This is a genomic window from Streptomyces sp. CNT360 (assembly GCF_000424785.1).
In genome coordinates, this window is the sequence record NZ_AUKO01000002.1 from 220,994 (window position 1) to 245,436 (window position 24,443).

The 24,443-nt window shown below is 71.3% G+C and carries 24 protein-coding genes and 1 pseudogene; 15 read left to right on the top strand and 10 right to left on the bottom strand.

Going from position 1 to position 24,443, the window contains the following annotated elements; genetic code table 11:
- Window positions 1-5: 5 nt before the first annotated feature.
- Genes H297_RS0105510 through H297_RS0105520 form a run of 3 tightly spaced genes read right to left on the bottom strand, consistent with a single transcriptional unit; the run spans window position 6 to window position 1,570 of the window.
- Window positions 6-827 (bottom strand): rod shape-determining protein, encoded by an 822-nt coding sequence (locus H297_RS0105510; protein WP_027736235.1) that lies wholly within the window; start codon window positions 825-827, stop codon window positions 6-8.
- Complete coding sequence (locus tag H297_RS0105515) at window positions 824-1,192, bottom strand: hypothetical protein (RefSeq protein ID WP_027736236.1); 369 nt, start codon at window positions 1,190-1,192, stop codon at window positions 824-826. Before H297_RS0105515 ends, H297_RS0105510 begins: the two co-directional genes overlap by 4 nt.
- 60 nt (window positions 1,193-1,252) lie before the next feature.
- The gene (locus tag H297_RS0105520) at window positions 1,253-1,570 is read right to left on the bottom strand and encodes a TraR/DksA C4-type zinc finger protein (protein WP_027736237.1); all 318 of its coding nucleotides are present in this window, start codon (window positions 1,568-1,570) and stop codon (window positions 1,253-1,255) included.
- A 319-nt stretch (window positions 1,571-1,889) separates the two neighbouring features.
- Here H297_RS0105520 and H297_RS34635 point away from each other — a divergent pair, with 319 nt between their 5' ends.
- The 4 genes from H297_RS34635 to secD all read left to right on the top strand — a co-directional run bounded on the left by H297_RS34635 (window position 1,890) and on the right by secD (window position 6,519).
- On the top strand, window positions 1,890-2,951 hold the full coding sequence (locus H297_RS34635; protein WP_078513767.1) for a sensor histidine kinase: 1,062 nt from the start codon (window positions 1,890-1,892) through the stop codon (window positions 2,949-2,951).
- The gene (locus H297_RS0105530) at window positions 2,944-3,600 is read left to right on the top strand and encodes a response regulator transcription factor (RefSeq protein ID WP_027736238.1); all 657 of its coding nucleotides are present in this window, start codon (window positions 2,944-2,946) and stop codon (window positions 3,598-3,600) included. The genes H297_RS34635 and H297_RS0105530 overlap by 8 nt, the downstream gene beginning before the upstream one ends.
- Window positions 3,601-3,691: 91 nt before the next feature.
- Window positions 3,692-4,132, top strand: coding sequence for a hypothetical protein (locus H297_RS40150; RefSeq protein ID WP_027736239.1), 441 nt, complete (start codon window positions 3,692-3,694; stop codon window positions 4,130-4,132).
- 80 nt (window positions 4,133-4,212) lie between these two features.
- A complete protein-coding gene (gene secD / locus H297_RS34640; protein WP_486589414.1) occupies window positions 4,213-6,519 on the top strand; it encodes a protein translocase subunit SecD in 2,307 nt (768 codons plus the stop codon).
- A 492-nt stretch (window positions 6,520-7,011) separates the two neighbouring features.
- On the opposite strand, the gene H297_RS0105545 is transcribed toward secD, so the two are convergent.
- The gene (locus H297_RS0105545; protein WP_027736240.1) at window positions 7,012-8,034 is read right to left on the bottom strand and encodes a LacI family DNA-binding transcriptional regulator; all 1,023 of its coding nucleotides are present in this window, start codon (window positions 8,032-8,034) and stop codon (window positions 7,012-7,014) included.
- Window positions 8,035-8,272: 238 nt separating this feature from the next.
- Between H297_RS0105545 and H297_RS0105550 the strand changes: the two genes are divergently transcribed.
- From H297_RS0105550 to H297_RS0105565, 4 genes are all read left to right on the top strand, one after another.
- Window positions 8,273-9,550 (top strand): ABC transporter substrate-binding protein, encoded by a 1,278-nt coding sequence (locus tag H297_RS0105550; RefSeq protein WP_051351557.1) that lies wholly within the window; start codon window positions 8,273-8,275, stop codon window positions 9,548-9,550.
- Between the two features lie 84 nt (window positions 9,551-9,634).
- Window positions 9,635-10,618, top strand: a complete 984-nt coding sequence (locus tag H297_RS0105555; RefSeq protein WP_027736242.1) for a carbohydrate ABC transporter permease — start codon at window positions 9,635-9,637, stop codon at window positions 10,616-10,618.
- The gene (locus tag H297_RS0105560; RefSeq protein ID WP_027736243.1) at window positions 10,615-11,490 is read left to right on the top strand and encodes a carbohydrate ABC transporter permease; all 876 of its coding nucleotides are present in this window, start codon (window positions 10,615-10,617) and stop codon (window positions 11,488-11,490) included. The genes H297_RS0105555 and H297_RS0105560 overlap by 4 nt, the downstream gene beginning before the upstream one ends.
- Window positions 11,487-13,319 (top strand): glycoside hydrolase family 35 protein, encoded by a 1,833-nt coding sequence (locus H297_RS0105565; protein ID WP_027736244.1) that lies wholly within the window; start codon window positions 11,487-11,489, stop codon window positions 13,317-13,319. Before H297_RS0105560 ends, H297_RS0105565 begins: the two co-directional genes overlap by 4 nt.
- Before the next feature lie 54 nt (window positions 13,320-13,373).
- On the opposite strand, the gene H297_RS0105570 is transcribed toward H297_RS0105565, so the two are convergent.
- Together H297_RS0105570 and H297_RS43150 are read right to left on the bottom strand one after the other, a co-directional pair.
- Window positions 13,374-14,285 (bottom strand): aminoglycoside phosphotransferase family protein, encoded by a 912-nt coding sequence (locus H297_RS0105570; RefSeq protein ID WP_027736245.1) that lies wholly within the window; start codon window positions 14,283-14,285, stop codon window positions 13,374-13,376.
- 88 nt (window positions 14,286-14,373) lie between these two features.
- A complete protein-coding gene (locus H297_RS43150) occupies window positions 14,374-14,931 on the bottom strand; it encodes a hypothetical protein (RefSeq protein WP_037792981.1) in 558 nt (185 codons plus the stop codon).
- 185 nt (window positions 14,932-15,116) lie between these two features.
- On the opposite strand from H297_RS43150, the gene H297_RS0105580 reads away from it, so the two are divergent.
- On the top strand, window positions 15,117-15,698 hold the full coding sequence (locus H297_RS0105580; RefSeq protein WP_158693646.1) for a hypothetical protein: 582 nt from the start codon (window positions 15,117-15,119) through the stop codon (window positions 15,696-15,698).
- A 322-nt stretch (window positions 15,699-16,020) separates the two neighbouring features.
- Window positions 16,021-17,496, top strand: coding sequence for an oligopeptide:H+ symporter (locus tag H297_RS0105585; protein WP_027736247.1), 1,476 nt, complete (start codon window positions 16,021-16,023; stop codon window positions 17,494-17,496).
- Between the two features lie 153 nt (window positions 17,497-17,649).
- Here H297_RS0105585 and H297_RS0105590 read toward each other — a convergent pair whose 3' ends face one another.
- Window positions 17,650-17,916 (bottom strand): GlsB/YeaQ/YmgE family stress response membrane protein, encoded by a 267-nt coding sequence (locus tag H297_RS0105590; protein ID WP_027736248.1) that lies wholly within the window; start codon window positions 17,914-17,916, stop codon window positions 17,650-17,652.
- Between the two features lie 265 nt (window positions 17,917-18,181).
- On the opposite strand from H297_RS0105590, the gene H297_RS0105595 reads away from it, so the two are divergent.
- The 5 genes from H297_RS0105595 to H297_RS0105615 all read left to right on the top strand — a co-directional run bounded on the left by H297_RS0105595 (window position 18,182) and on the right by H297_RS0105615 (window position 21,573).
- A complete protein-coding gene (locus H297_RS0105595) occupies window positions 18,182-18,802 on the top strand; it encodes a YdcF family protein (protein ID WP_037792983.1) in 621 nt (206 codons plus the stop codon).
- A gap of 32 nt (window positions 18,803-18,834) precedes the next feature.
- Window positions 18,835-19,155, top strand: coding sequence for a metalloregulator ArsR/SmtB family transcription factor (locus H297_RS0105600; RefSeq protein ID WP_027736250.1), 321 nt, complete (start codon window positions 18,835-18,837; stop codon window positions 19,153-19,155).
- On the top strand, window positions 19,152-19,544 hold the full coding sequence (locus H297_RS0105605) for a VOC family protein (protein ID WP_027736251.1): 393 nt from the start codon (window positions 19,152-19,154) through the stop codon (window positions 19,542-19,544). Before H297_RS0105600 ends, H297_RS0105605 begins: the two co-directional genes overlap by 4 nt.
- A 91-nt stretch (window positions 19,545-19,635) precedes the next feature.
- A complete protein-coding gene (locus H297_RS0105610; protein WP_027736252.1) occupies window positions 19,636-19,968 on the top strand; it encodes a hypothetical protein in 333 nt (110 codons plus the stop codon).
- 90 nt (window positions 19,969-20,058) lie between these two features.
- Window positions 20,059-21,573, top strand: a complete 1,515-nt coding sequence (locus tag H297_RS0105615) for a DHA2 family efflux MFS transporter permease subunit (protein ID WP_027736253.1) — start codon at window positions 20,059-20,061, stop codon at window positions 21,571-21,573.
- Window positions 21,574-21,647: 74 nt separating this feature from the next.
- Here H297_RS0105615 and H297_RS0105620 read toward each other — a convergent pair whose 3' ends face one another.
- The 3 genes and pseudogenes from H297_RS0105620 to H297_RS0105630 form a co-directional block, all read right to left on the bottom strand.
- Window positions 21,648-22,442 (bottom strand): SDR family oxidoreductase, encoded by a 795-nt coding sequence (locus H297_RS0105620; protein WP_027736254.1) that lies wholly within the window; start codon window positions 22,440-22,442, stop codon window positions 21,648-21,650.
- A 102-nt stretch (window positions 22,443-22,544) separates the two neighbouring features.
- A pseudogene (locus tag H297_RS42570) lies at window positions 22,545-22,688 on the bottom strand (heme-binding protein); the annotation flags it as partial.
- A gap of 278 nt (window positions 22,689-22,966) precedes the next feature.
- Window positions 22,967-24,421 (bottom strand): sugar porter family MFS transporter, encoded by a 1,455-nt coding sequence (locus tag H297_RS0105630; protein WP_027736255.1) that lies wholly within the window; start codon window positions 24,419-24,421, stop codon window positions 22,967-22,969.
- Window positions 24,422-24,443: the final 22 nt, after the last annotated feature.

Consider the following 24,443-nt stretch of genomic DNA (forward strand, 5'->3'; position numbering starts at 1 on the left):
GGCCGTCAGCAAGGAGGCACGGAAGGCGGTGCCGTCGCGCGTACGGACGGGTGGTTGCCGGCCGCGCGCAGCAGCGTGGCGGCGCCGCGGACGGCTGCCGTGTGCGGCGCGGGAACCGTCGTGGCCCGGGCACCCAGCCGCCCGGCTAGCCGATGGGTGAGGCCCGGGACGAGGGCTCCCCCGCCGGCCACGAGGACGCCGCGCCGCAGGGCGTCGGCGGCGTACGAGGTGGTGTCCTCTTCCCTCATCCGGGTCACCATGGCCACCACGGCGTCGATCAGTTCGGTGGCGCCGGGCGCCCCGTCGAGGTCGCTGGTGCCCAGTGCGGTGCGGCGGGCGTCGAGCACCGCACCGTCGGCGAGCAGCACCACTTCGGTGACGACGGCGCCGATGTCCACGACGAGCACGGGACGTGACAGGTCGGCTCCGGCAGTGAGGGCGACAGCACGGGCGGTGGGTACGGTCAGCACCGTGCGGGGCCGCAACACCTCGACCGCGGCGCGCGCGTCGGCCCGGTAGGAGACCCCGCCGAGCACGGGAGCGGTCAGGATGACGAGCGGCCGGCCCGAGCGGGGCAGCCGGCGGCTGAGCAGCCGTTCGAGCAGGCGGGCGGTCCCGGCCGTGTCCCCGAAGGTGCCGCGCCGGAGGGGGCGTCCGGTGCCGGGCCCCTCGGAGGTGACGGTCGGCACGTCCAGGACCCGCCCTCCCCCTGCCGGCAGCGCCCGGATGCGGGCGCTGCCCAGGTCGAGGGCCACACCGGAGCAGCGCGGGCACAGGGGCCAGGCGGTGTCCGGGTGGGCCTGCGTGAGCCGGTGCCCGTGTGTCATCGCACTGCTCCCCGTGCCTGCCCGCAGCGGGCGCAGTAGCGGGCCTGCGGTACGACGTCGAGGTGCTCCCAGGCGATGGCACGCCCGCACAGGTGGCAGTCGCCGTAGCCGCCCTCGTCCATGCGTCGCAGGGCTGCTTCCACGTCGGCCAGGACCATCCGGGCGCAGGCGATCAACTGGTGGCGTACCTCGGTCTGTGCCGGTACCTGCGGGCCGGCGGTCGCGGAGGCCCCGGCAGGCGGCGCGACGAGCGCGCGCATCTGCCGGCGCCGGAAGAGTCGCTGTTCGTGGAGGTTCTCGCGCAGTGCCGCCAGATCCGCCGCCGACAGCGGGGTCTGGCGAGCATCGAGGGTCGGGTTGTACACCGGGTCACCCCTTGGACAGGGCGGAGGAAACGGACGTGGGCGGTGCCGGGCGCGAGGCGGTCAGGTGGCCCGGCCCTGGCAGCCGACGCAGAACCGGACGTAGGGCAGGATTTCGAGCCGCTCCGCCGGGATGGTGCGGTCGCAGGCCATGCAGACGCCGTAGGTGCCGTCATGGACGCGGCTGAAGGCGGCCTCGATCTCGTCGAGGACCCGTTCGATCGCCTCCTTCTGTACGGCGCTCAGGTGCTGGTCCGTCTGGGATGCGGCTTCCTCGACGGCCTGGAGCTGCATCGTGCGCGCGTCGCGTTCGTGCTCCAGGCGCCGGCGGGCCTCTTGAGCGGTCAGCCGGGCGGCGGGCCGGGCGGTCTCGAACGTCATGGGCTTCCTCGGGTGCGGGTGGGCGGGGTTCGTCGGCCGCGGTGCGCGGAGCTCCCCTTCGGCCTCGACTCCAGCCTGGGCGACGCGGGAGGAAACGCCCATGGGTCCCGGCACCCATATCCGCCGGAGACGGGCACCCATCTCGCTCCCGCGCACAGCGGGCACGGGCCACAGCGCCGGCCCGGCGCCCCGCATCGGTGCAGGTCGAGGGGGTCGCTCCGGCGGACGGCCGGGGCGGCTTCGCGGGTGGGTGCGCGCAGCGGGCGGGTGACCATGGCGGATAGTGGGTGTGCCGAGCGGAAGAAGGAGGTGTGGCCCGGTGTCCCTGTTCTGGCGGATCTTCGTCCTCGACGCCGTGGTGCTCGGCAGCGCGACGGCGTTGCTGCTGTGGGCGCCCGTGACCGTCTCCGTGCCGGTGGTGCTGACCGAGGCCGTCATCCTCGTGGCGGGGCTGGCCGTGATGCTGGTCGCCAACGCCGCGCTGCTCCGCGTCGGGCTGGCGCCGCTGGACCGGGTGATGCGGCTCATGGCAACCGTCGACCTGCTGCGTCCCGGTCAGCGGCTGCCGGTGCGCGGACGCGGGGGGATCGCCGAACTCGTCCGCGCCTTCAACGCGATGCTGGAACGGCTGGAGACCGAGCGGGCGACCAGCAGCGCCCGTGCCCTGGTGGCCCAGGAGGGCGAGCGGCAGCGGGTCGCCCAGGAGCTGCACGACGAGGTCGGGCAGAGCATGACCGCCGTCCTGCTGGAACTCAAAAGGGTCGCCGACCGGGCTCCCGAGCCGCTCCGGACAGAGCTGCTGCAGGCGCAGGAGACCACGCGGAGCAGCCTGGACGAGGTCCGCCGCCTGGCACACCGGCTGAGGCCGGGCGTCCTGGAGGACCTCGGGCTCGTCAGCGCGCTGACCGAACTCACCACCGATTTCGCCACCCACACCGGGCTGGATGTGCGACGCCGTCTCGCCCACGACCTGCCGCCGCTCGGCCAGGAGACGGAACTGGTGCTCTACCGCGTGGCCCAGGAGAGTCTGACGAACGTGGCCCGCCACTCCGGAGCCGATCGCGCCACGGTGAGCGTGGAGCGCGACGACACCCGTACCGCTGCCGTCGTGCTGACCGTCACCGACAACGGCCGCGGTATGGGCGTCGCCCGGGAGGGCGCCGGCCTCCGCGGAATGCGCGAACGCGCTCTGCTCGTCGGTGGAGACCTCGACATCTCCTCCGCCCCAGGCCCCGGTACGACGGGAGCCGCCGCCCGGCCTCCCGGGCAGGAGCAGGCCCCGGGGGCCCCAGGGGAAGGGCCGAAGCTCCCGCCCTCGTGGTCCGGGACCCGGGTCCGGCTGACCGTCCCCACCACCGGAGAGCGCCGTGCCCATGTCTGAGCCCCCCACCCGGATCCTCCTCGCCGACGACCACACTCTCGTCCGCCGCGGGGTGCGGTTGATCCTCGACGGTGAACCGGACCTGGAGGTCGTGGCCGAGGCGGGCGACGGGGCGGAGGCCGTGGCCCTGGCACGTACCTGCGCGTTCGACCTGGCGGTGCTGGACGTCGCCATGCCCCGGATGACCGGCCTCCAGGCGGCGCGCGAACTCGCCACGCTCACGCCCGGGGTGCGGACCCTGATGCTGACGATGCACGACAACGAGCAGTACTTCTTCCAGGCCCTCAAGGCGGGCGCCTCCGGTTACGTGCTCAAGTCCGTCGCCGATCGTGACCTGGTCGCCGCCTGCCGGGCCGCGATGCGCGACGAGCCGTTCGTCTACCCGGGCGCGGTGACAGCCCTCATCCGCAGCTACCTCGACCATGCGCGACGCGGCGAGGACCCCTCCGACCAGGTGCTCACCGCCCGCGAGGAGGAGGTGCTCAAGCTGGTGGCGGAGGGGCACTCCTCCAAGGAGATCGCTGCCCTGCTGTTCATCAGCGTCAAGACGGTGCAGCGGCACCGGGCGAATGTGCTGCACAAGCTCGGCCTGCGCGACCGGCTGGAGCTCACCCGGTACGCCATCCGCGCCGGACTGATCGAGCCCTGAGGGCGCGGCGTCCACTGCCGCCGGGCCGCACGGACGCGTGCCCGGCATACGCATCGACGGGGAAACCGACACCTGGCGAAGGAGGGGGCGGATGAGCCGGACACCGCGTCCCGCTCCGGGGTGCGGGCGGACCGGGCAGGCGGGGCGGCTGCTGGTGCTCCTCGCGCTGCTCGCCGCCGTCTTCACCGCCTGGACCGCGCCGGGGGAAGACGGGCGCGAGGCGCACTTCGCCCAACCCGCGTCCGCTGCCGCTCCGTCGTCCGCCGCCACGGCCGCGCTCGGTGACGGCTCCTGCGACCGGTACGAAGACACGTGCGCGGGATCCCTCGCCGCCAGGCCGAAGACGCACCCCGACGTCGGCCGCGACCGGCCGGGGTCCCCCTCCCACCCTCCGGCCGCGCTGCCGTCCGCCGCCGCGGTCCACCACGTCGCGGCCCCTCCGCCGCAGGCGTTCTCCTCTCCCGGCGCCGCGACCTTCCATGACGGCGACGTGCCCCGAGGCCGCGGCCCGCCCCTCCCTTCAGGCAACTGAGCGCTCCCGCTCCCTCCCTTCCACTCTCTGCTTCTTCTTCCTCTTCGCGGCACAGCCCTGCTGCGGCCGCGGCATGCCTGATGGAGACCCCCGTGACCCGTTCCACGCGCGTGCGGGCGTTGTGCGCCCTCGCCGTGCTCGCCTTCTCCGTGTTCATCGCCGTGACCGTGCCGGTCCGCCTGGGACTCGACCTGCGCGGCGGCACCCAGATCGTGCTGGAGACCCGCTCCACCCCCACCACCGACGCCGACAGCGAGGCGACCGACCGCACCATGGAGGTGCTGCGCGAGCGCGTCGACGCCCTCGGCGTCGGCGAGCCCGGCCTCACCCGGTCCGGGGACAACCGGATCGTCGTCGAGCTGCCCGGAGTGCAGGATCCCCGGAAGGCGGCCGAGGTACTGGGCCGCACCGCCCAGTTGACGTTCCACGAGGTGCTCGGCGCCTCCCAGGAGACCGGTAAGCCCTCCCGCAGCCAGGACAAGCACGACCCGTTCCGGCCGCAGGCCCTGCGCGACGAGTCCGGGAACCCCCTGCGGCTGGCCGCCGCTTCCCTGACCGGGGAGGCCGTCAAGAGCGCCGAAGCCCGCGTCGACCAGCAACAGGGCAGCGGATGGCATGTCGTCGTCGACTTCACGGGTTCGGGCCGGTCGAGCTGGGCGGAGCTGTCCGGCAAGGCGGCCTGCGAACAGCCCGGCGACCCGGGACGCCGGGTCGCGATCGTCCTGGACGGCAAGGTCATCTCCTCGCCGCAGGTCGATCCGTCGGTCGGCTGCCGTACCGGGATCACGGGCGGCTCCACCGAGATCACCGGACGGTTCAGCCACGCCGAGGCCCGCGAGCTGGCGCTGCTCATCAACGGCGGGGCACTGCCCGTGCCCGTGGAGACCGTCGAGCAGCGGACCGTCGGCCCCACGCTGGGAGCGGAGGCCATCGAGGCCAGCACCTGGGCGGCCGTGGCCGGTACCGGGCTGACCGCGCTGTTCCTCGTAGCGGTCTACCGGTTGACGGGGGCACTGGCCGTGGTGGCCCTGGCCTGCTACGGGCTGGTCTCCTACGCCGCGCTGGCCGCTGTGGGAGCCACCTTGACACTCCCGGGGCTGGCAGGGTTCGTGCTGGCGATCGGCATGGCCGTGGACGCCAACGTCCTGGTCTTCGAGCGGGCGCGGGAGGAGTACGCGGCCCGCAGCCGTCCCACCATCCGGGCCTCCTTGGCGGCGGGCTTCCGCAACGCCTTCAGCGCGATCGCCGACTCCAACATCACCACCCTGATCGCGGCGGCTCTGCTGTTCTTCTTCGCCTCCGGGCCCGTCCGCGGTTTCGGCGTCACCCTGGGCATCGGCGTACTCGCCTCCATGTTCAGTGCCCTGGTGGTCACGCGGGTGCTCGCCGAGTTCGCCGCGTCCCGGCGCGCGGTGCGGCGCCGCCCCCGGCTGACCGGCATCGGGGCCGCCGGAGCACTCCGGACCTGGCTGCTGCGCCGCGCCCCGCGCCTGATGAGCCACCCGTGGCGCTGGATCGCCGCTTCCGTCGCCGTACTGGTCCTGGCCACCTCGGGCATCGCCGTCCGGGGGCTCGACATGGGGGTGGAGTTCACCGGCGGCAGGCTCATCGAGTTCGCCACCGCCTCCCCCGTCGATCCCGACCGGGCGCGGGCCGCCCTGGCGAAGTCGGGCTTCCCCCGCGCCGTCGTCCAGTCCTCCGGGGACGACAACCTCACCGTGCGGACCGACCGGCTGACCGAGGCGGAGGAGAACGAGGTCACCGACACCGTGACGTCCCTGGCGGGCGAGGCCGACAAGCTGCGCGACGAGACGATCGGCCCCAGTCTCGGTGAGGAGCTGCGCCGCGGAGCCGTCATCGCCCTGGCGGTGGCCCTGGGCGCCCAGCTTCTCTACCTCGCCGTCCGCTTCCGCTGGCTGCTGGGTTCGGCGGCAGTGGTCGCCATGGCGCACGATGTGCTCGTCCTCGTCGGAGTGTTCGCCTGGCTCGGCAAGCCCTTGGACGGCGTCTTCCTGGCCGCCCTCCTGACCGTGATCGGCTACTCCGTCAACGACTCCATCGTGGTCTTCGACCGGCTCCGGGAGCTGTGCCGGGACCGGGGTTCGGCCCCTCTCCCCCGCCTGGCCGACCAAGCGGTCCTGCAGACGCTGCCCCGCACCGTCAACACGGGCCTGGGCGCGGTGTTCATCCTTGCCGCGCTCGCCGTTCTGGGCGGCGACTCCCTGACCGACTTCGCACTTGCCCTGCTCATCGGCATCGTCGTCGGGACCTACTCGTCCATGTTCACCGCCACCCCGCTGGCCGTGGCCCTGACCGGACGGCGAGGCAGGAGGGCCACCGGGTCGACCCTCGGCATCCGCCGCTCACAGCCCGACGAACGGGAGTGAAAAGGCTGGTGGATTCCTGTTCCAGCAGATCGGTGTCGACAGCCACGTCGAGCCGGGACTGGACGTCCTCGTCGTGGCCGGTCACGGCACACCGAACGCGAACACGGGCCCGCAGCCCCCCGCTCCGGGCCATGTCGCCTGGCTGCCCCAGGGCTCCCGCAGGAGTCCCACCGCGAACGGGGACGGTCTGTCCTGGTGCACCGTTCACCGGCGCCGCCCGGGGATGCGGGTCCGGGCCCCGTCCCGGCCTGATTTCGCGGGCGGCGCACGGACACCGCACCCCGCCAGGTGGTGCACGGCAGCGGCGTCACCGACATCGGCGCGGACACGAGCGCATCTTGTGCCCGAGGGCTCGGGTTGCGCTCGTACGTCCCGCTGGTGGCCGGGGTGTGTCCTCGGTCGCGGCGCCCACCGGGCGGCGACGGCTTCCCTCGCTCAGGCACGTCGGTGAGACCGGCTCCGGCCCCGGTCCCCGGCGCCGCGCACGGTCGGTCACGGAGGTGATGCCGTGCTGGCGCGGACGACGAGACGCGGTTCCACCAACGCCGGTTCGGGGGCCGCCTCCGGAGCGGTCATGTACCGCAGCAGGTGGGCGACGGCGAGTTCTCCCGTCTGCGCGAACGGCTGCGCGACGGTGGTCAGGGCCGGTGAGCAGTACTCCGCCAACTCGATGTCGTCCACCCCGACCACGGAGACGTCGTCGGGCACGCGGCGGCCCAGCTCACGCAGCGCCCTGACGACTCCGAAGGCCATCTCGTCGCTGGCCACGAACACCGCGGTCGCCTCCGGGACACGCCCGACCACCAGGCCGTTGCGGTAGCCGGAGGCCGGCGACCAGTCGCCCTCCAGCGGGGGCGGCGCCGAGCGTCCCGCCGCTTCGAGCGTCGCACGCCAGCCGTCCCGGCGGCTGGCGGCCTCCAGCCACTCCTCGGGGCCCGCCACATGCCAGACCGTCTCGTGGCCCAGGTCCAGCAGATGCTGGGTGCCCAGCCGGGCCGCCAGCGACTGGTCGACGGCGACGACCTCGGTGGCGTCGGTGCGCGAACCGTCGATGGTGAGGGTCGGCGTGGCTCTGGTCAGCTGTTCGAGCCGTGGGCTGCTGTGGATCAGCGGCACCGCCAGGATGATGCCTTCGACGCCCTGATCCGTGAGGCGGGAGAGAGCGGCCTCGATGGCGAAGGTGTCGAGCGAGGCGGTGGTCGCGGTGCTGACCGCGTAGCCGGCGGCCCGGGCAGCGCGCTCGATACCCGAGGTGACCGCGGCCCGCGAGTAGAAGCTGGTCTGCAACGTCACCACGCCGAGGGTGCGGCTGCGCCCCGAAGAGAGCATGCGGGCGGCGTTGTTGCGCCGGTACCCCAGCTCCGTGACCGCTGCCATCACCCTGGCACGCGTACCGTCCTGGACGTTGGGGTGCTCGGAGAGTACGCGCGAGACAGTCTGCGCGGAGACTCCGGCGGCCCGGGCCACGTCCGTCATGCTCGGCGGCCGCTGTCCGCCCTCGCTCTGCCTCGCCATGGTCTCCGCCTCGCAGTGCCCGACTCGTGATATCGCCAACACGGCTCTGTCACCGGCATCTTACGCACTCGTCCGGTCCTGGTGCCCTAACCGCGACCCCCTCTTGGCATCGATAACATCCTCTGCCATAGTTTCGGCCAGCAGCGGCCGACCGTGCACGGGCCCGGCCGGCGCTCGTGTCGAGCGTTCTTCCCGCGGAGGTTCCTTCTCCGCTCTGCCCTGGCGCCCAGGAGGATCCGTGAAGCGGCCCACTGCCCGATACGCCGTTCTGGCGGGGGCTCTCGCCCTGGTACTCGCCGGCGCCGGATGCTCCGGTTCCGGCACTGGTAAGGCATCGATAACATTCTGGGGCTGGGCACCCGGCTACGCGGACGCCGTGAAGACGTACAACAAGAGCCATCCGAACGCCCGGGTCGCGTACCAGGCGGTGCAGCCGGGCGCCAAGGGCGGGTATCAGAAGATGCTGAACGCCGTGAAGGCCGGTAACGCACCCTGTCTGGCCCAGGTCGGTTACGAGACGATACCCAGCTTCGCGACGCAGGGCGCCCTGGAGAACGTGGCCGAGTACGCCTCCGCCGACAAGGGCGACTATGTCGAAGCGGCCTGGAAGTCGGTGACGTTGGCCGACAACGTCTACGGCGCCCCCGTCGACACCGGTCCCATGGCCCTGTTCTACAACAAGAAGGTCTTCGACTCGCTCGGCCTGGAAGCCCCCACGACCTGGTCCGCGTACGCAGCCGCGGCCGAGAAGATCCACGCCTCGGACCCGAAGCGGTACATCTCCGCCCCCTACATGGACTACGACTACGCGGGACTCGCCTGGCAGGCCGGCGCCCGGTGGTTCGGCACCGCGCACGACTCCTGGCAGACGACCATGGACTCGGCCGCGAACAAGAAGGTCGCCGACTACTGGCAGTCCCTCGCCGACGACGGCCTGATCAGCAGCGCCCCGATGTACGACCAGGCCTGGTACACGGGGCTGGGCAACGGCGACATCGCCACCGTCGTGGGCGCCGTCTGGCAGGCCGGCACCATCAAGGGCGGGGCGCAGCAGGCGTCCGGTGACTGGGCCGTGGCACCGATGCCGCAGTGGACCAAGGGCGAGCAGCGGACCGGGAACTCGGGCGGGTCCGCAACCGCCGTCCTCAAGGGCTGTGCGGATCCCGAGGCGGCGTGGGAGTTCGCGCACTGGTTGAGCACAGACGAGAAGGCGTTCGGCGACCTCGTCGAGAAGGCGTCGCTGTACCCGGCCGCACCCGGGCTGCTCGACCTGCCGCAGCTTCGGGCGGACCCGTACTTCGGCGGTCAGGACATCTACCAGGTGTTCGCCGACGCGACCCCGCACCTCGACCCGGACTGGACGTGGGGCCCGCTGATGACCAAGACCTCGGCCGACCTCGACGACGGTCTCGGCAAGGCGTGGGCGGGCAAGGGCACCCTCGCCGGGGCGCTGCGCACCGCCCAGGACAAGACCCGCACGGAGATGAAGAAACAGGGCCTCTCCGTCTCGGACTAGTCGCCCTCCCCCGCCGGCTCCCGGGCACTCCGCCCCGTTCTTGGCCGCCGGCAGCCCCGCGTCCTCCAGGTAAGGAAGGCCGACGTGACCCACCTCGCCGACCCGGTCCGGGCCAGCGTCCACCAGCACACCGGCAGCGCCCCGCCGCCCGGCCGCAACCGCACGGCACGGGCCCGGCCCTCGGTCTCACGTGCGCGCCGCCTCGGACCGCTGCTGTTCTGCGCCCCGTTCCTCGTGCTGTTCGCCGGCATGTACCTCGCGCCCATCGGTTACGCGGCCGTCAGCAGCCTGTTCGCCCTCCACCGCACCGGCCTCGGACTCACCGCGCCCACCGCGAGGTTCGATCCACTGAGCAACTACACGCAGGCCCTTCGAGACGACGCGTTCACCTCCTCGCTGGGCCGGGTCGCGCTGTTCGGAGTGGTCCAGGTGCCGGTGATGCTGGGCCTCGCCCTGGTGCTGGCTCTGCTGTTCGACGCCAAGTCGGCACGCGGCAAGAGCCTCTTCCGGCTCTCCAGCTTCCTCCCGTACGCCCTCCCCGGGGTGAGCGCCGCACTCGTGTGGTCGTTCATGTACGCGTCGCAGTCGAGCCCCATCAACCGGCTGCTGGAGCCTCTCGGCGCTGCCGTCCCGTTCTTCGACGACGACCTGGCCCTGTGGTCGGTGGCCAACATCGTCACCTGGAGCTGGGCCGGCTACAACGCCCTGATCATCTACTCCTCGTTGCAGGCGATCCCGGCCGAGGTGCTGGAGGCCGCCCGCATGGACGGGGCGTCGGCCGCCCGTATCGCCTGGCACATCAAGATCCCCGCCGTCCGCGGAGCGCTGGTGCTCACCACCGTGTTCTCCATCATCGGTTCGGCCCAGCTCTTCAACGAGCCGACGGTGCTGCAACCGGTCTCCGGAGGCTCCATCTCCTCGGTCTTCACTCCCCTGATGTCCGCGCAGAGCGCCGTCGCGGCGGGCAACCAGCACTACGCGGCAGCCCAGTCGGTGCTGCTCGCGGTGCTGGTGGGCGTGGTGTCCCTCGTGTTCTTCAAGGTGACCGACCGGAAGGGAACGGCATGAGCACGGTGACCGGAACCCGGAAGCCGATCGCACCACGGCGGGAGAGCACCCTTGCCGGCCGCGGCGTCACCATGGGTCTGCTCGGACTGTCCGCCCTCTACTTCCTCTTTCCGCTGTGGTGGCTGCTGGTGTCGGTCACCAAGCCGTTCGGCGAGCAGTTCAGCGGAACCGGCCTGTGGTTCGACGGATTCGGCCTGTTCGACAACCTCGCGCGGCTCAGCAGCCAGAACGACGGCATCTTCTGGCGCTGGATGCTCAACAGCGTGCTGTACTGCGGTGTCGGAGCCCTGGTGGGAACCGGGCTGTCGGCGCTGACCGGATACGCACTGGCCAAGTACGACTTCCCCGGACGCGGCGCGCTGTTCGGCACGATCCTGGCGGCCGTGCTGGTGCCCAAGGTGCTGTTCACGCTGCCGCTGTACCTGATGTTCTCGGGCGTCCACCTGATCGACAACCCGCTCGCCGTGCTGCTGCCCAGCGTGGTCAGCCCGTTCGGGGTCTACCTGGCGCGGGTGTTCGCCGCGCAGACCGTGCCGGACGAGGTGCTGGAATCAGGGCGGCTGGACGGTGCGGGCGAGTTCCGTATCTTCCGTAGCATCGGTCTGCGGATGATGCTGCCCGCGCTCGTGACGATCTTCCTGTTCCAGCTCGTGGAGATCTGGAACAACTACCTCCTGCCCTCGATGGTGCTCGGCGACGACCGGCTGCAGCCGGTCACGGTCGGCCTGGTCGGCTGGAACGCCAGCCATGTCGCAGTGCCCCAGTCCCTGGTGGTCATCGGGTCGCTGGTGTCCGTCGTCCCCCTTGTGATCGCCTTCCTCGCGCTCCAGCGGTTCTGGCGCGCGGGCATGACCGCCGGAGCCCTCAAGTGACCCACCCGACCACCACGTCCGACCCCGCACCCGGCAGGCGGGCCGCCGCGACTCTGACCCACGCCGACGGCGCCTTCCTGCGCGACGGCCGACCGCACCGTGTGCTGTCGGGCTCGCTGCACTACTTCCGCGTCCACCCCGAGCAGTGGGCGGACCGCCTCGACCGGGTGGCGGCCCTCGGGCTCAACACGGTGGACACCTACGTCCCGTGGAACTTCCACGAGCGCCGCCCCGGAGACATCCGCCTCGACGGCTGGCGCGACCTGCCCCGCTTCGTCCAACTGGCCCAGCAGGCCGGGCTGGACGTGATCGTCCGGCCCGGACCCTACATCTGCGCCGAGTGGGACAACGGCGGACTGCCCGCGTGGCTCACCGGCACTCCGGGGATGCGGTTGCGCACCGGGCATCAGCCGTTCCTGGACGCGGTCGCCCGCTGGTTCGACACGCTCGTCCCCGAAGTGGCCGCGCTCCAGGCCGCGCACGGCGGCCCGGTCGTGGCCGTACAGGTCGAGAACGAGTACGGCAGCTACGGGGACGACCACGCCTATGTCCGCTGGGTCCGCGACGCCCTCGTCGAGCGGGGCATCACCGAACTGCTCTACACCGCCGACGGGCCGACCCCGCTGATGCTCGACGGCGGCACCGTGCCCGGCGAGCTGGCCGCCTCGACCCTCGGCTCACGTCCCGCCGCAGCCGCGGCGCTGCTGCACTCGCGCCGTCCCGGGGAGCCCTTCTTCTGCGCGGAGTTCTGGAACGGCTGGTTCGACCACTGGGGCGAGAAGCACCATGTCCGCTCTCCCGACAGCGCTGCCCGCACCGTGCGCGACATCCTGGACGCGGGCGGCTCGGTCAGCCTCTACATGGCGCACGGCGGCAGCAACTTCGGGCTGTGGTCCGGCGCCAACCACGACGGGCACAGGCTCCAGCCGACCGTCACAAGCTACGACTCGGACGCGCCGGTGGCCGAACACGGCGCGCTCACCGCGAAGTTCCACGCGCTGCGCGCGGTCTTGAGTCCGGTGACCGGTGACGGACCGGCACAGCGGCCGCTCCCCGGGGATCCGCCTGTGCTGCCGCCGCGCACCGTGCCGGTGACCCGGCAGGGAGCGCTGCTGGACACCTTGCGGGCCGCCGCGGCACCGGTGCGAGCACCGATGCCGCTCAGCTTCGAGGAACTGGGGCAGTCCGCCGGCCTGGTGCTCTACGCGGCCCGGCCCCTGCTGCCGCCCGGCGCGCAGGAGGTGACCGTGACGGGCCTGCACGACCGTGCCCAGGTCTTCCTCGACGGGGAACCCCTGTGCGTGCTCGACCGGGAGACCTCCGCCTTCACGGTGCACGGCACCGGAACGCGGGTCCGGCTGGAGCTGCTGGTGGAGAACCAGGGGCGGATCAACTACGGGCCACTGCTGGGGCAGGGCAAAGGCATCCTCGGCGGCGTACGCGTCGAGCGCCGGCTGGTGCACGGGTGGACCATGCGCCGACTGCCGCTGGACGAGTGGACGCCGCAGGAGATCGCCGGCGCCGCCACGTCTGCCGCGCCCGGCGGCACGGCGGGCTTCGCCACCGCCCGTCTGCCCCTGTCCGAGCCCGCGGACTCCTTCCTCGCGCTGCCGGGTTTCGCCAAGGGCTTCGTCTGGGTCAACGACGCACTGCTCGGACGCTACTGGGAGGTGGGCCCGCAAACGACGCTCTACCTCCCTCGGCCCCTGCTCCGTGCCGGCGCCAACACCCTCACCGTGCTGGAGCTCGAACGCTTCGGCGACCACCTCGCCCTCCTCGGCCGGCCCGGCCTCGGGCCGGCCGAGGAGTACATCGAAACCTTCGACTGACGACGTCCGGCGGCCTCGTCCGCAACCGGCTTCCAGCAGCTGACCGCCCGGTGTTCAGGCCGACTCGACGAGGCGTTGCAGTGCGGCGTGGGCGGGCGGTCCCCAGGTGGCCTTGCCGCCGGGGCGGCCGTGGACACCGGCGTCTCCGATGTGCATACCGGCAAGGGCGCGCAGCACTGCCCAGCCGCGGGCGCGGCGCAGAGTCGCGGCGTCCGGGCTCGGCCGGTAGCTCTCGTGGAAGCGGTCGCGCGCGCCGTCCGGCAGCAGGATCCACGCGGCGGCAAGGTCGCAGGCCGGGTCGCCGGCGAAGAGATCACCGAAGTCGACCACTCCGCAGAAGGTGCCGTTCCGGGTCAGGATGTTGGCGGGGTGCAGGTCGCCGTGCAGCCACAGGCGTGCGCCCTCCCACTCGGGCGCGGCGGCGGCGTCCTGCCAGACCGCGCGGACGGCGTCCGGATCGCGCACCAGCCCCCGTTCGGTGGCCGAGGCGAGCCCTTGGGCGAAGCCTTCGGCCGTGTCGGCCAGCGGGCCGCCGCGGCCCCGGCCCGTCGGCGCCCCGTCGGGGGCGGGACGGTGCAGGGCGGTCAGGAAGCCGGCCAGGGTGACGGCCGCTTCCGCGGGGCGCGTGGCGGGAGCGCGATCGGCGGGCTCACCCGGCACCCAGGTGGTCACGAGCCAGAGGCGCGGGAACCGTTCGGAGGGCTCGCCGAGGCGCTGCGGGACGGGAACCCGCAGCGGAAGGTGCGGAGCGAGGAGAGGCAGCCAGGCGTACTCCTTGCGCAGCAGCGCATCCGCGCTCTCCGTCGCCCAGGGCAGCCGGACGGCGAGGTCGTCGCCGAGCCGCCACACCTGGTTGTCCCAGCCGAGCGCTCCCAGCTTCACAGGCCGATCCGCGAGGTCGGGGTGCTGCTCGCGCAGCAGGGCCCGGATCAGGTCCTCGGAGATGTCCGTCCCGGTGGCTGCCATCCGAGCAACGGTAGCCGGGCAGCGGCCTGCCCGGCCTCCGAACCCCCCGTCGGGTCCGGGCGTCGACACGTCCCGGACCCGCTCCGTTTCAGGACGGCACCTTGGTGGCGGTCGTCACCTGGCAGGAGAAGGCCATGCGCTGATTGGTGCTGTGCGTCACCTGGAGGGTGACGGTGCGGTCGCTGCCTGGGCCGACCGTCACCGTCTTGAAGTCCGAGCCGATGACATCGGTCGCGACGGACGAGTCGGGCGAGCTGCCGATCTTGAACTGGACCGAGAGGCTGTAGCTGAACGACGTCTCGGTGGAGGAGTTCTGCACGTCCACGTCGAACTTGATCTGCGAAGTGGGGCGGTCGTAGCGGCAGTTCTTCCCCACTGCCTCACCGATTGCGCTCGGGTTGTACGTGGGCGCCGCCGGGCTCGTCGGCGAGGACGGGAGGGAGGGGCTCCCACCGGAGCCGCCGCCGGACGTACCCGGGTCGAGGCTCGGCGATGTGGACGGAACCCCGGAGGGCGGCGAGCCCCCGCCGTCGAGATCCCCCAGCCCGCCGAACGCCTTGTCCCGTGGATCGTCGGCACACCCCGAGAGAGCGCCGGTCACGGCCAGGACGAGAACGGCAGCGCCGATGGCACGGCGTGCATGCATGTGATCCCCCGTTGTTGTGCTGAGCTGCGTTCGGGATGGTCCCGGACAGCGGTCCGCGAAGGAAGCGCCCGGTCCGAGGTATCGAACGCTGGTACGTGTCACAGAGCAGTGGCAGAGTACCGGATACGCGCGACGCACTTGGTACCTTGATTTTTCGTCGCGCAGTTTCACCTCGGGGGACACACATGACTCAGCCCTGGCCGCCGCCGCAGCAGCCCATGCAGCCGCCTCAGCCGATGCAGCCTTTCCAGCCGATGCAGCAGATGCAGCAGATGCAGCCGCCGGGCTACTCACCGTACGGACAGGGTTTCCCGCCGGTCCGCCGCGGCAGCGGGGCCAAGGCCTTCCTCTTCGGATGGCTCATCTCCGGCTTCGGGGCCAGTGTGTTCGCCGGGCTTCTCCTTGCCAGCTACGAGGACCTGTCGAAGGTCGGCCTGCGGGTGATGTACGTCGTCTTCGCACTGGTGCTCGCGCTGGCCGTCGGCTCGGTGGCGGGCAAGGTGGGCGGGCCCAGCCCCGGCGCCTACGTCGCGCCCGCGCTCCTGGCCATGCTCGCCGTCTTCCTGGGCACGACCAACGGCTACGTGCTCGTGCTGCTCAACGCGGGCGGAAGCGACCTTCTGGAGGCCATGTTCGAGCACGAGCCGGGTGCCCCCGCCGAGTTCTGGTGGAAGGTGCTGAAGGGCGGCTTCGCGCTGCTGGGTCTCGCCGTGGCCGGGGGCGGCGTCTTCGGCATGGCCGCCCTCGTCGGCAAGCGACGGGTATAGCGCGCACATCGGCCGCCGCTGTCCGTGCCGATCCGGCCGCGGGCTTTCGGGAAGCCCGCAGCGACGCCTACCGCGAGGCCGGGTTCGTCGAGGACGCGGAAGGCAGCGGCATCGGGCTCCGTCGGTATCCGTGACCTGAGCACGCACGGTCTGCGGCCTGCTTGTGCGCGCAGGCCGCAGACCGGTGCGTGCCGGTCGGCATCACGACGGAGCAGCAGAACACTCAGGCCACTCGCACCTCTCCCGCCCCTTGGCTCACCCCACTGCCGCCCCAACACTGGATCGAAGCGGTCGGGCAACACCAGGGCAGGAGGACAGCAGCATGACATCGTCGGCTCGGGCCGAGGATCCCGTCGGCAACCGCGGTTTCTTCGGCCATCCTCGCGGGCTGGCAACGCTCTTCTTCACGGAAGCGTGGGAGCGCTTCTCCTATTACGGCATGAAGGCCATCCTCCTGTTCTACATGTACGACAAGGTGCAGGAGGGCGGCCTCGGGATGGACGCGGGAACGGCCAGTTCCCTGCTCGCGGTGTACGGAGCGGCCATCTACATGACGGCCATCGCCGGCGGGTGGCTGAGCGACCGCCTGCTGGGCGCCCGGCGCGCCACCGTCTGGGGCGGTGCACTCATCATGTGCGGGCATATGGCCCTCGCGCTGCCTGCGGGGAAGGCGGCGCTCTACGCCTCGATGCTTCTCATCGTCGCCGGAACCGGGCTGCTCAAGCCGAACGTGTCGATCTCCGTCGGAAGGCTGTACTCTCCGGGCGACACCCGCCGCGATGCCGGTTTCTCGCTCTACTACATGGGCATCAGCGTCGGGGCCGTGCTGGCTCCCGTCGTGGTGGGTTCACTCGGCCAGAAGTACAACTACCATCTCGGCTTCGCACTCGCTGCCGTGGGAATGGCCGCCGGTCTGTTCGTCTACGTACGTGGCCGAGGGCGCCTCAGCGAGGCCGACCTGGTTCCGCCGCACCCCCTGCGGAAGCGCGACGGGGGGCGGACGTCGCGTGCCGTGCAGGTCGCGGCCGGCTCGCTCGCAGTCCTTCTCGTACTGATCGTCGTGGCGGCGGTGACCGGGACACTCACCGTCGAGCGGGTCGTCGATGCTTTCAGCGTGCTGGCCGTGGCGCTGCCGGTCGGCTACTTCACGACGATGCTCGCCGGCAGGCGCACCACCCCCGCGGAAAGGCGCCGCGTACGCGGCTACATACCCCTGTTCGTCGGAGCGGTCTTCTTCTGGCTGATCCAGGAGCAGGGGGCCACCGTGCTCGCCCAGTACGCCGACCGCAGCACCGACCTCGACGCTCTCGGTGTCGGCATACCGTCGTCCTGGTTCCAGTCCACCGGTTCGCTCGTCCTCATCGCCCTCACCCCGCTCTTCGCCCTCCTGTGGGTCCGGCTGGGACCGCGAGCCCCTTCGGCGCCGGTCAAGTTCGGCCTCGGACTGGTGCTGGCCGGCATGTCCTACGTGCTTCTTGTCCTGCCGGCCCTGCAGTCCTCGAAGAGCAATCCACTGTGGCTGCTCGCCAGTTTCACGGTGATCACGGTGGGAGAGATCCTGCTCTCCCCCATCGGCATGTCGGTGACGACACAGATCGCCCCCGCCGCGTGCGCCACCCAGATGGTGGGACTGTGGCTGGCCTCCAACGCCGCCGCGCAGGGCATTTCGGCCCAAGTCGTCCAGCTCTACGACCGTGAGCACGCTGCCGGTTACTTCTCGGTGGTGGGCGGAGCCGGGGTACTGGCGGGCCTGTTGCTGCTTGCCGCCGCGCCGCTTGTCCGACGGAAACTGGCCTGAGCAGGGCAGCATTCGGAGCGTTGCTTCCCGTCGGGACGGGGCAGGCGTCGCCCCCTGGGGACACGGCGGCACCGCGGCCCGCACCGTGCGGCCTCGCCGGGACGGGACGGGAGCGGGCGGTGTGCGCCACCTGCCCGCCCCCTGACACGCTGCTCAGTGGGCCCGTCGTCCGGTGAGAAGGCGGTAGACCAACAGCACGATCACCGAGCCCACGATCGCGGCGATCCAGGTCGACAGATGGAAGAAGCCGTTGATCGAGTCGACTCCGAAGATCACCTTGCCGAGCCAGCCGCCCAGCAGCCCGCCCACGATGCCGATCAGCATGGTCACGAGGCAGCCGCCGGGGTCTTTCCCCGGCATGATTGCCTTCGCGATGGCCCCAGCGAGCAGTCCGATCAGGATCCAGGCGATGATGCCCACGTGAATTACCCTTTCTTCGCCTCGAGAAGCGGCACCGCGCCAACACGGTGCCGGAATGTCCGGTGTATCCACTGACGCACTCTGTAAACCGGATCTCAACCACAACGACCGTCAGCGCCGGTGCCTTCTTCTGCCCGTACCCACCGGGACGGAAACGGTGCTCCGCAGGCGGTCGCGTATCGGCGCGAGCGAGGCCGTGGATGCCTCGCATCCGGGGGCGGCGCCTTGACGGCCCCTCGGCGCCCAGTTGCCCTAGGCTCGCCACATGAGCGCGGCGTGGCGGTGGGCAGTGGGCGGGGCCGCCGTCCTGGCCTGGGGCGAGTGGATGAACCGACGCTGGTCGCGCACGCTCGTCGGTGACCGGGGCGGCGCTTTCGAGGCCGTGGTCGTGCCGGGCTACCGCAACCCGCACGCGGCGATCAACGTCGTCAACCGGTGGCGCGTCCGCGCCGGCCTCCGGTCCGTCGACCCCGGCAGCGGGCGCGACACCCGCGTGATCTTCAGCGGCGGTGGGACCGGCGGCGCCCCCGCGGAGGCCCGGCTGATGGCCGACTACGCACGAACAGCCCTGGGCTTCGAGGGCCGCGTGCTCGTCGAGGACCGGTCCACGACGACGTGGGAGAACGTCGCCAACGTGATCCCGCTGCTGGAGGATGTGGACCGCATCAAGGTCGTCTCCCAGCCGGCGCACGCCCTCAAGGCCCGGGCGTACCTGCGCCGACAGCGCCCCGACCTCGCTGCGAAGCTCGTCCCCGCAGCCGATTACCGCCCCGGCGAAGGGACGGTCCACAAACCGCTGCTGGCCCTGTACGGGCTCTGGACGCTTCGCGGGCTGACCGCGGAGGAGCGCAGGCCCTCGCGTCGGAGGCCGCCACACCGGACTTGAAAGGCAAGTAGACAGTTGCCTATCGTGTGGCCGTGGCCGACGACCTGTTCAAAGCCCTCGCCGACCCCACCCGCCGCCTCATCATCGACGAGCTCACGGAGAAGTCCGGACAGACGCTGTTCGAGATCTGTGCACGGCTGAGCACGAAGCACCAGCTCGGCCTCTCACGCCAGGGGATCTCCCAGCACCTCGCCGTGCTGGAGGCCGCCGGGCTCGTGGAGACCAGGCGCGAGGGCCGCTGCAAATTCCATGACCTGAACACGGCGCCGCTGCGGCAGATCACCGAGCGCTGGCTCGCACCCGCCCCACCCGAACCGCCCGGACCTCCCGCAGCAGAGGAGCACGCACCATGAGGATCCATCTGACCAGCGTCTTCGTCGACGACCAGGCGAAGGCTCTGCACTTCTACACGGAGATCCTCGGCTTCGTGACGAAGCACGACGTGCCGGTGGGCGGGACGGCCCGGTGGCTGACGGTCGTCTCGCCCGAGGAGCCCGGCGGTGCCGAACTCCTCCTGGAGCCACTCGGCCATCCCGCCGCCAGGACCTACCGCGACGCGCTCGTCGGGGACGGCATCCCCCTCGCGCAGTTCGCCGTCGAGGACGTGCAGGCCGAGTACGAGCGGCTGAGCGGCCTCGGCGTCCGCTTCACCCAGGAGCCCCTGGAGACGGGCCCGGTCACCACGGCCGTCCTCGACGACACCTGCGGCAACCTGATCCAGATCGCGACGGCGCCGCGGTAGACGACGCCGAACGCCGCCCGGACACCCTCCCTCCCCGCGCCGGGAGGGACGGTCACCGGTGCACGCCTCACACCACGGAAGCGAGACAGATGTGACCGACGCATGGCAGACCGTCAGCCGGCTTGTCGAGCACCTGGAGGGCCACTCCACTCTCCCTGCCCGGCAACGCGTCCTTCTCCAGCTCCTCAAGATCCAGGAGGAGGCGGGCGAGGTGGCCGAAGCAGCGATCGGGGCCCTGGGGCAGAACCCGCGCAAGGGCCACTCCCACACCTGGCAGGACGTGGAGTCCGAGGTCTGCGACGTCATCGTCACCGGCATGGTCGCGCTCGCCCGGATGAACCCCGACGCCCCCGAGGTGTTCGCCCGGCATCTGGAGCGGATCGCCGCCCGGGACCTCGGCTCCGGCGACGTAGCTGCCTCCTGAGTCCCCGTACCGCACCGCGGAACCGCCCGCAACCGGAGGTCGCCCGGTGCGCGGATGCGGGGCGGGTCGATCCGTGCTGTTCTGGGTCGTATGTCCGAACCGCGGGTGCAGGCGAGTGACAGCAGGGCGCGCGATGTCGCGGACCCGCACCGGTGGTGGGCGCTGGTCGTCATCGCGCTCGCACAGCTCATGGTGGTACTCGACGCGACGATCGTGAACGTCGCGCTGCCCTCGGCGCAACACGCGTTGGGGATGTCCGACAACAACCGCCAGTGGGTCATCACGGCCTACACCCTCGCCTTCGGCGGGCTGCTGCTCCTCGGCGGGCGGGTGGCGGACCTGGTGGGGCGCAAACGCACCTTCGTCCTCGGGCTGATCGGCTTCGCAGTCGCCTCCGGCATCGGCGGCGCCGCGGGCAGTTCGGGGATGCTCTTCGGTGCCCGTGCGCTGCAGGGCGCCTTCGCCGCGCTGCTGGCGCCGTCCGCGCTCTCCCTGCTCTCGACGACGTTCACGGTCCCCGAGGAGCGGAGCAAGGCGTTCGGTGTGTACGGCGCCATCGCGGGCGCGGGCGCGGCCATCGGACTGCTGCTGGGCGGAGTTCTCACCGAGTATCTGGACTGGCGCTGGTGCCTGTACGTCAACATCTTCTTCGCGGGCCTCGCCGTCCTCGGCGCGCTGACACTGCTGCACGACAGGCCGGGGCACGAGGAGGCGCGGCTCGACATCCCCGGGGTGGTCCTGGGCTGCGGAGGACTGATCGCCCTGGTCTACGGGGTCAGCGAGGCCGAACCGCGGGGCTGGAGCGACTCGTTCGTACTGGGACTGCTGGGTGGCAGCGTGGCGCTGCTGGCGCTTTTCGTGCTGTGGCAGCGCCGGGCCGGCGGTCCGCTGCTGCCGCTGCACATCGTCAAGGACCGCAACCGTGCGGGCAGCTTCCTCACAATGGGGCTGGCCACTCTCGGCATGTTCGGGGTCTTCCTGTTCCTGACGTACTACATGCAGGGCATTCTGGGGTACTCACCGCTGCGCACCGGACTGGCCTACCTGCCGATCAGCGGCGCCATCATCCTCGGCTCCACCCAGATCGCTGCGCGCCTGCTGCCGCTGGTACCGCCCCGGCTGCTGATGGCACCCGGCATGCTGACGGCGGCGGGCGGCATGGCGGTGCTGACCCAGCTCGGAACCGACTCCTCGTATGTGAGTCACCTGCTCCCGGCGGAGTTGCTGTTGGGCCTCGGGCTCGGTTGCGCCTTCATGCCGGTCATCTCGACGGCCACCCAGGGAGTGGCCGCCCACGACTCCGGTGTCACCTCGGCGACTGTCAACACCGCGCAGCAGGTGGGCGGGTCCATCGGCACCGCCCTGCTCAACACGGTGGCGACGAGCATCACCAACACCTACGTCCACGACCATCTGAAGAATCCGCGGATGCGCCGGACGGTGGTCCGTGAGGGTGTGGTGCACGGTTTCACCTCCGCGACATGGGTGGCGGTGGCCGTGATGGTGCTGGGCGCGGTGCTGGCCGCGGTGCTCGTCACCATGAAGCCCATCCGGTCAGGCCCGGCCGGCACCCCCGTCCCCGACCCCGGCAACGCCGCGAGCTGAGGACACACCTCGGCCCGCGCCTGACCCCCGGCCCGCACCAGGCCGGGGGCCGGGCCGGAGCCAGGCAGGCCGGATCAGGGCAGGATCGAGTCCACGTATCCTCCGTCGACACGCAGCGCTCCGCCGGTCGTGGCCGCGGCCTGCTCGGAGCTCAGGTAGACGGCCATGTTGGCGATCTCCTCCGGCTCGATGAGCCGTTGCAGCAGTGACTGCGGCCGGTGCTCCTTCATGAACCGGCGCTGCGCCTCGTCCCAGGGCAGGTCGCGGTCGACCAGTTCGTAGACGAAGTCCTCCACGCCGCCCGTGTGCGTGGGCCCGGCGATGACCGAGTTGACCGTGACGCCGCTGCCCGCGGCCTGCTTGGCGAATCCCCGGCTCACCGAGAGCAGCGCTGTCTTGGACATGCCGTAGTGAATCATCTCGGCGGGCACCACGACCGCGGAGTCGCTGGCGATGTACTGGATCCGCCCCCAGCCGCGGTCGGTCATCCCGGGGAGGAACAGCCGGGTCAGCCGCACCGCGGCCAGTACGTTCACCTCGAAGTAGCGCCGCCATTCGTCGTCGGTGATCTCCAACGGGTCCTGCGCCCCGAAGATGCCGAGGTTGTTGATGAGGACGTCCACCTCCGGCAGGGCCTCCACAGCCTGGCGGGCGCCCTCCTCGGTGGTCACGTCGGCTGCCACCGGCACCACGTCGGCCTCGGGCACCTGCGCCCGCAGCGCCTCGATGCTCTGTTGCACCCGGCCCACCGAGCGGCCGTTGACACCCACCCGGGCACCGGAGCGGGCCAGTCCCGCGGCGATGGCGGCGCCGATTCCCTGGGTGGAGCCGGTGACCAGTGCCGTACGGCCCCGAAGATCGATCTGCATGATGCGCCAGTCCTCTCATGTGCCTGTGCTGCCCTGCATGCCCTGCATGCCCTGCATGCCCTGCTGAGACAGGTGCCTCAGCGGGCCCGCGCCGTGCCGGAATCAGCCCTGAAAGGCCCGGACGGCCGCCTGGGCGAAGGAGTGGTCCTGCTCCGGGGCGCCGCCGCCCACGCCGGCGGCGCCGACCACGCGCCCCTCCCGGTGGAGCGGCACTCCCCCGGCGGTGAACAGCAGTGGCCGGTCAACCACCCCGTCAGGACTTGCAGTCCGGGGTCGCCTGCGTACCGCACACGGAGTCGGCGACCTCAAACTAATTGCACGCGCATGTAATTGCAAACGCCCTATAGCGGCCTACGCGCCACACCTCTCGGCCTTCGAGTGAGCGCATACGGCCGCTGCAGCGGCGACGCACACGCGGGCCCCACGCGCATCGCTGCCGTCCCGCTCCTCTCCCTCCCCCTCGGAACGCATCCGCCCGTGCCCGCGACAGGGCGGGCACGGGCGGATGCGGGAACGGCGAGGGCCTACCGCGTCACGGCAGCCGCGGTGTCGGCCTCCTGTGGCGTCTCCTCGCTCATGTCCTCCAGCTCCCGGCGCGTGGTCTCGGGCAGCCGCCCCCGGACGAAGAAGAACGACAGCAGCGCAAAGAGGGCGAAGGCACCGTACAGCCAGGTCAGTCCGACCTTCCGGGTCATCGGCTCGAAGGAGAAGGTGACGATGAAGTTGAAGATCCAGTTGGAGGCGGTGCCGATGGCCAGCGCCATGGACCGCATCCGGTTGGGGAACATCTCCGCCAGCATGATCCACAGGATCGGGCCCCAGGACAGGGCGAAGAAAACCACGAAGGCGTTGGCGCCGACCAGCGCCAGCGGCCCGTACGGGTCGGGCAGCTTGACGTCGGTGCCGCTGCCCTTCTGCTGGGAGAACGCGACCGCGGTCAGCAGCAGGGACAGGAACATGCCGATGGAACCGATCGACAGCAGCCGGCGGCGGCCGACGCGGTCCACGAACAGCATCGCGACCACGGTCATGACCACGTTGATGCCCGCGGTGATGACGGAGGTCGTGAACGACTGGGACTCACTGAAGCCGACCGACTTCCACAGCGTCGTCGAGTAGTAGAAGATCGCGTTGATGCCGACCAGTTGCTGGAAGGCGGCCATGATGATGCCCGCCCACACCAGGGGGTGCAGCCCGAACCGCGGCCCGCGGATGTCCTTGAAGCTGCTCTTGTGCTCCTTGCGCAGGGTCTTCTTGATCTCCTCGACCTTCGCCCGCGGGTCACTTTCTCCGGTGACCCGGCCGAGCACGCCGGCCGCCCGCTCGTACTCCCCCTGGAGCACGAGGTACCGAGGGGACTCGGGGATCATCAGCGCCAGCGCCCCGTAGACCACGGCTGGCACCACCCCGACGAGGAACATCCACCGCCAGGCCTGCATACCCAGCCACAGGTCCTGCGAGGCGCCGCCGGCCGCGCCGGCCAGGCCCTTGTTGGAGCTGAGGACGACGAGCTGGCCGATGGTGATGGCAAGTTGCTGGAGGGAGCCGAGGGCGCCGCGGCCGGAGGCGGGGGCGACCTCGGAGATGTAGGCGGGTGCGATCACCGAGGCGATGCCGATGCCCAGTCCGCCGATGACGCGCCACAGCAGCAGGTCCGGGACGGAGAAGGCGAAGGCCGAGCCCGCGGAGCTGATGACGAACATGCCCGAGCCCAGCAGCATCACGTTGCGGCGGCCCCAGCCGTCGGCCAGCCGGCCGGCGTACCAGGCGCCGACCGCACAGCCCAGCAGAGCGATCGAGACGACGAACCCGGACAGGAACGAGCCGAGCTGGAAGTGGGATCCCAGCGCGTCGACCGCACCGTTGATCACCGAGGAGTCGAAGCCGAAGAGAAAGCCGCCCACTGCGGCGGCGATGGATATGCCCACGGCTTTGCCGTGGTGGCCGGAGGGCTGCGAAGTCGTAGCCGTCTCGGTCATGGGGGTGTCACCTGACCAGGTC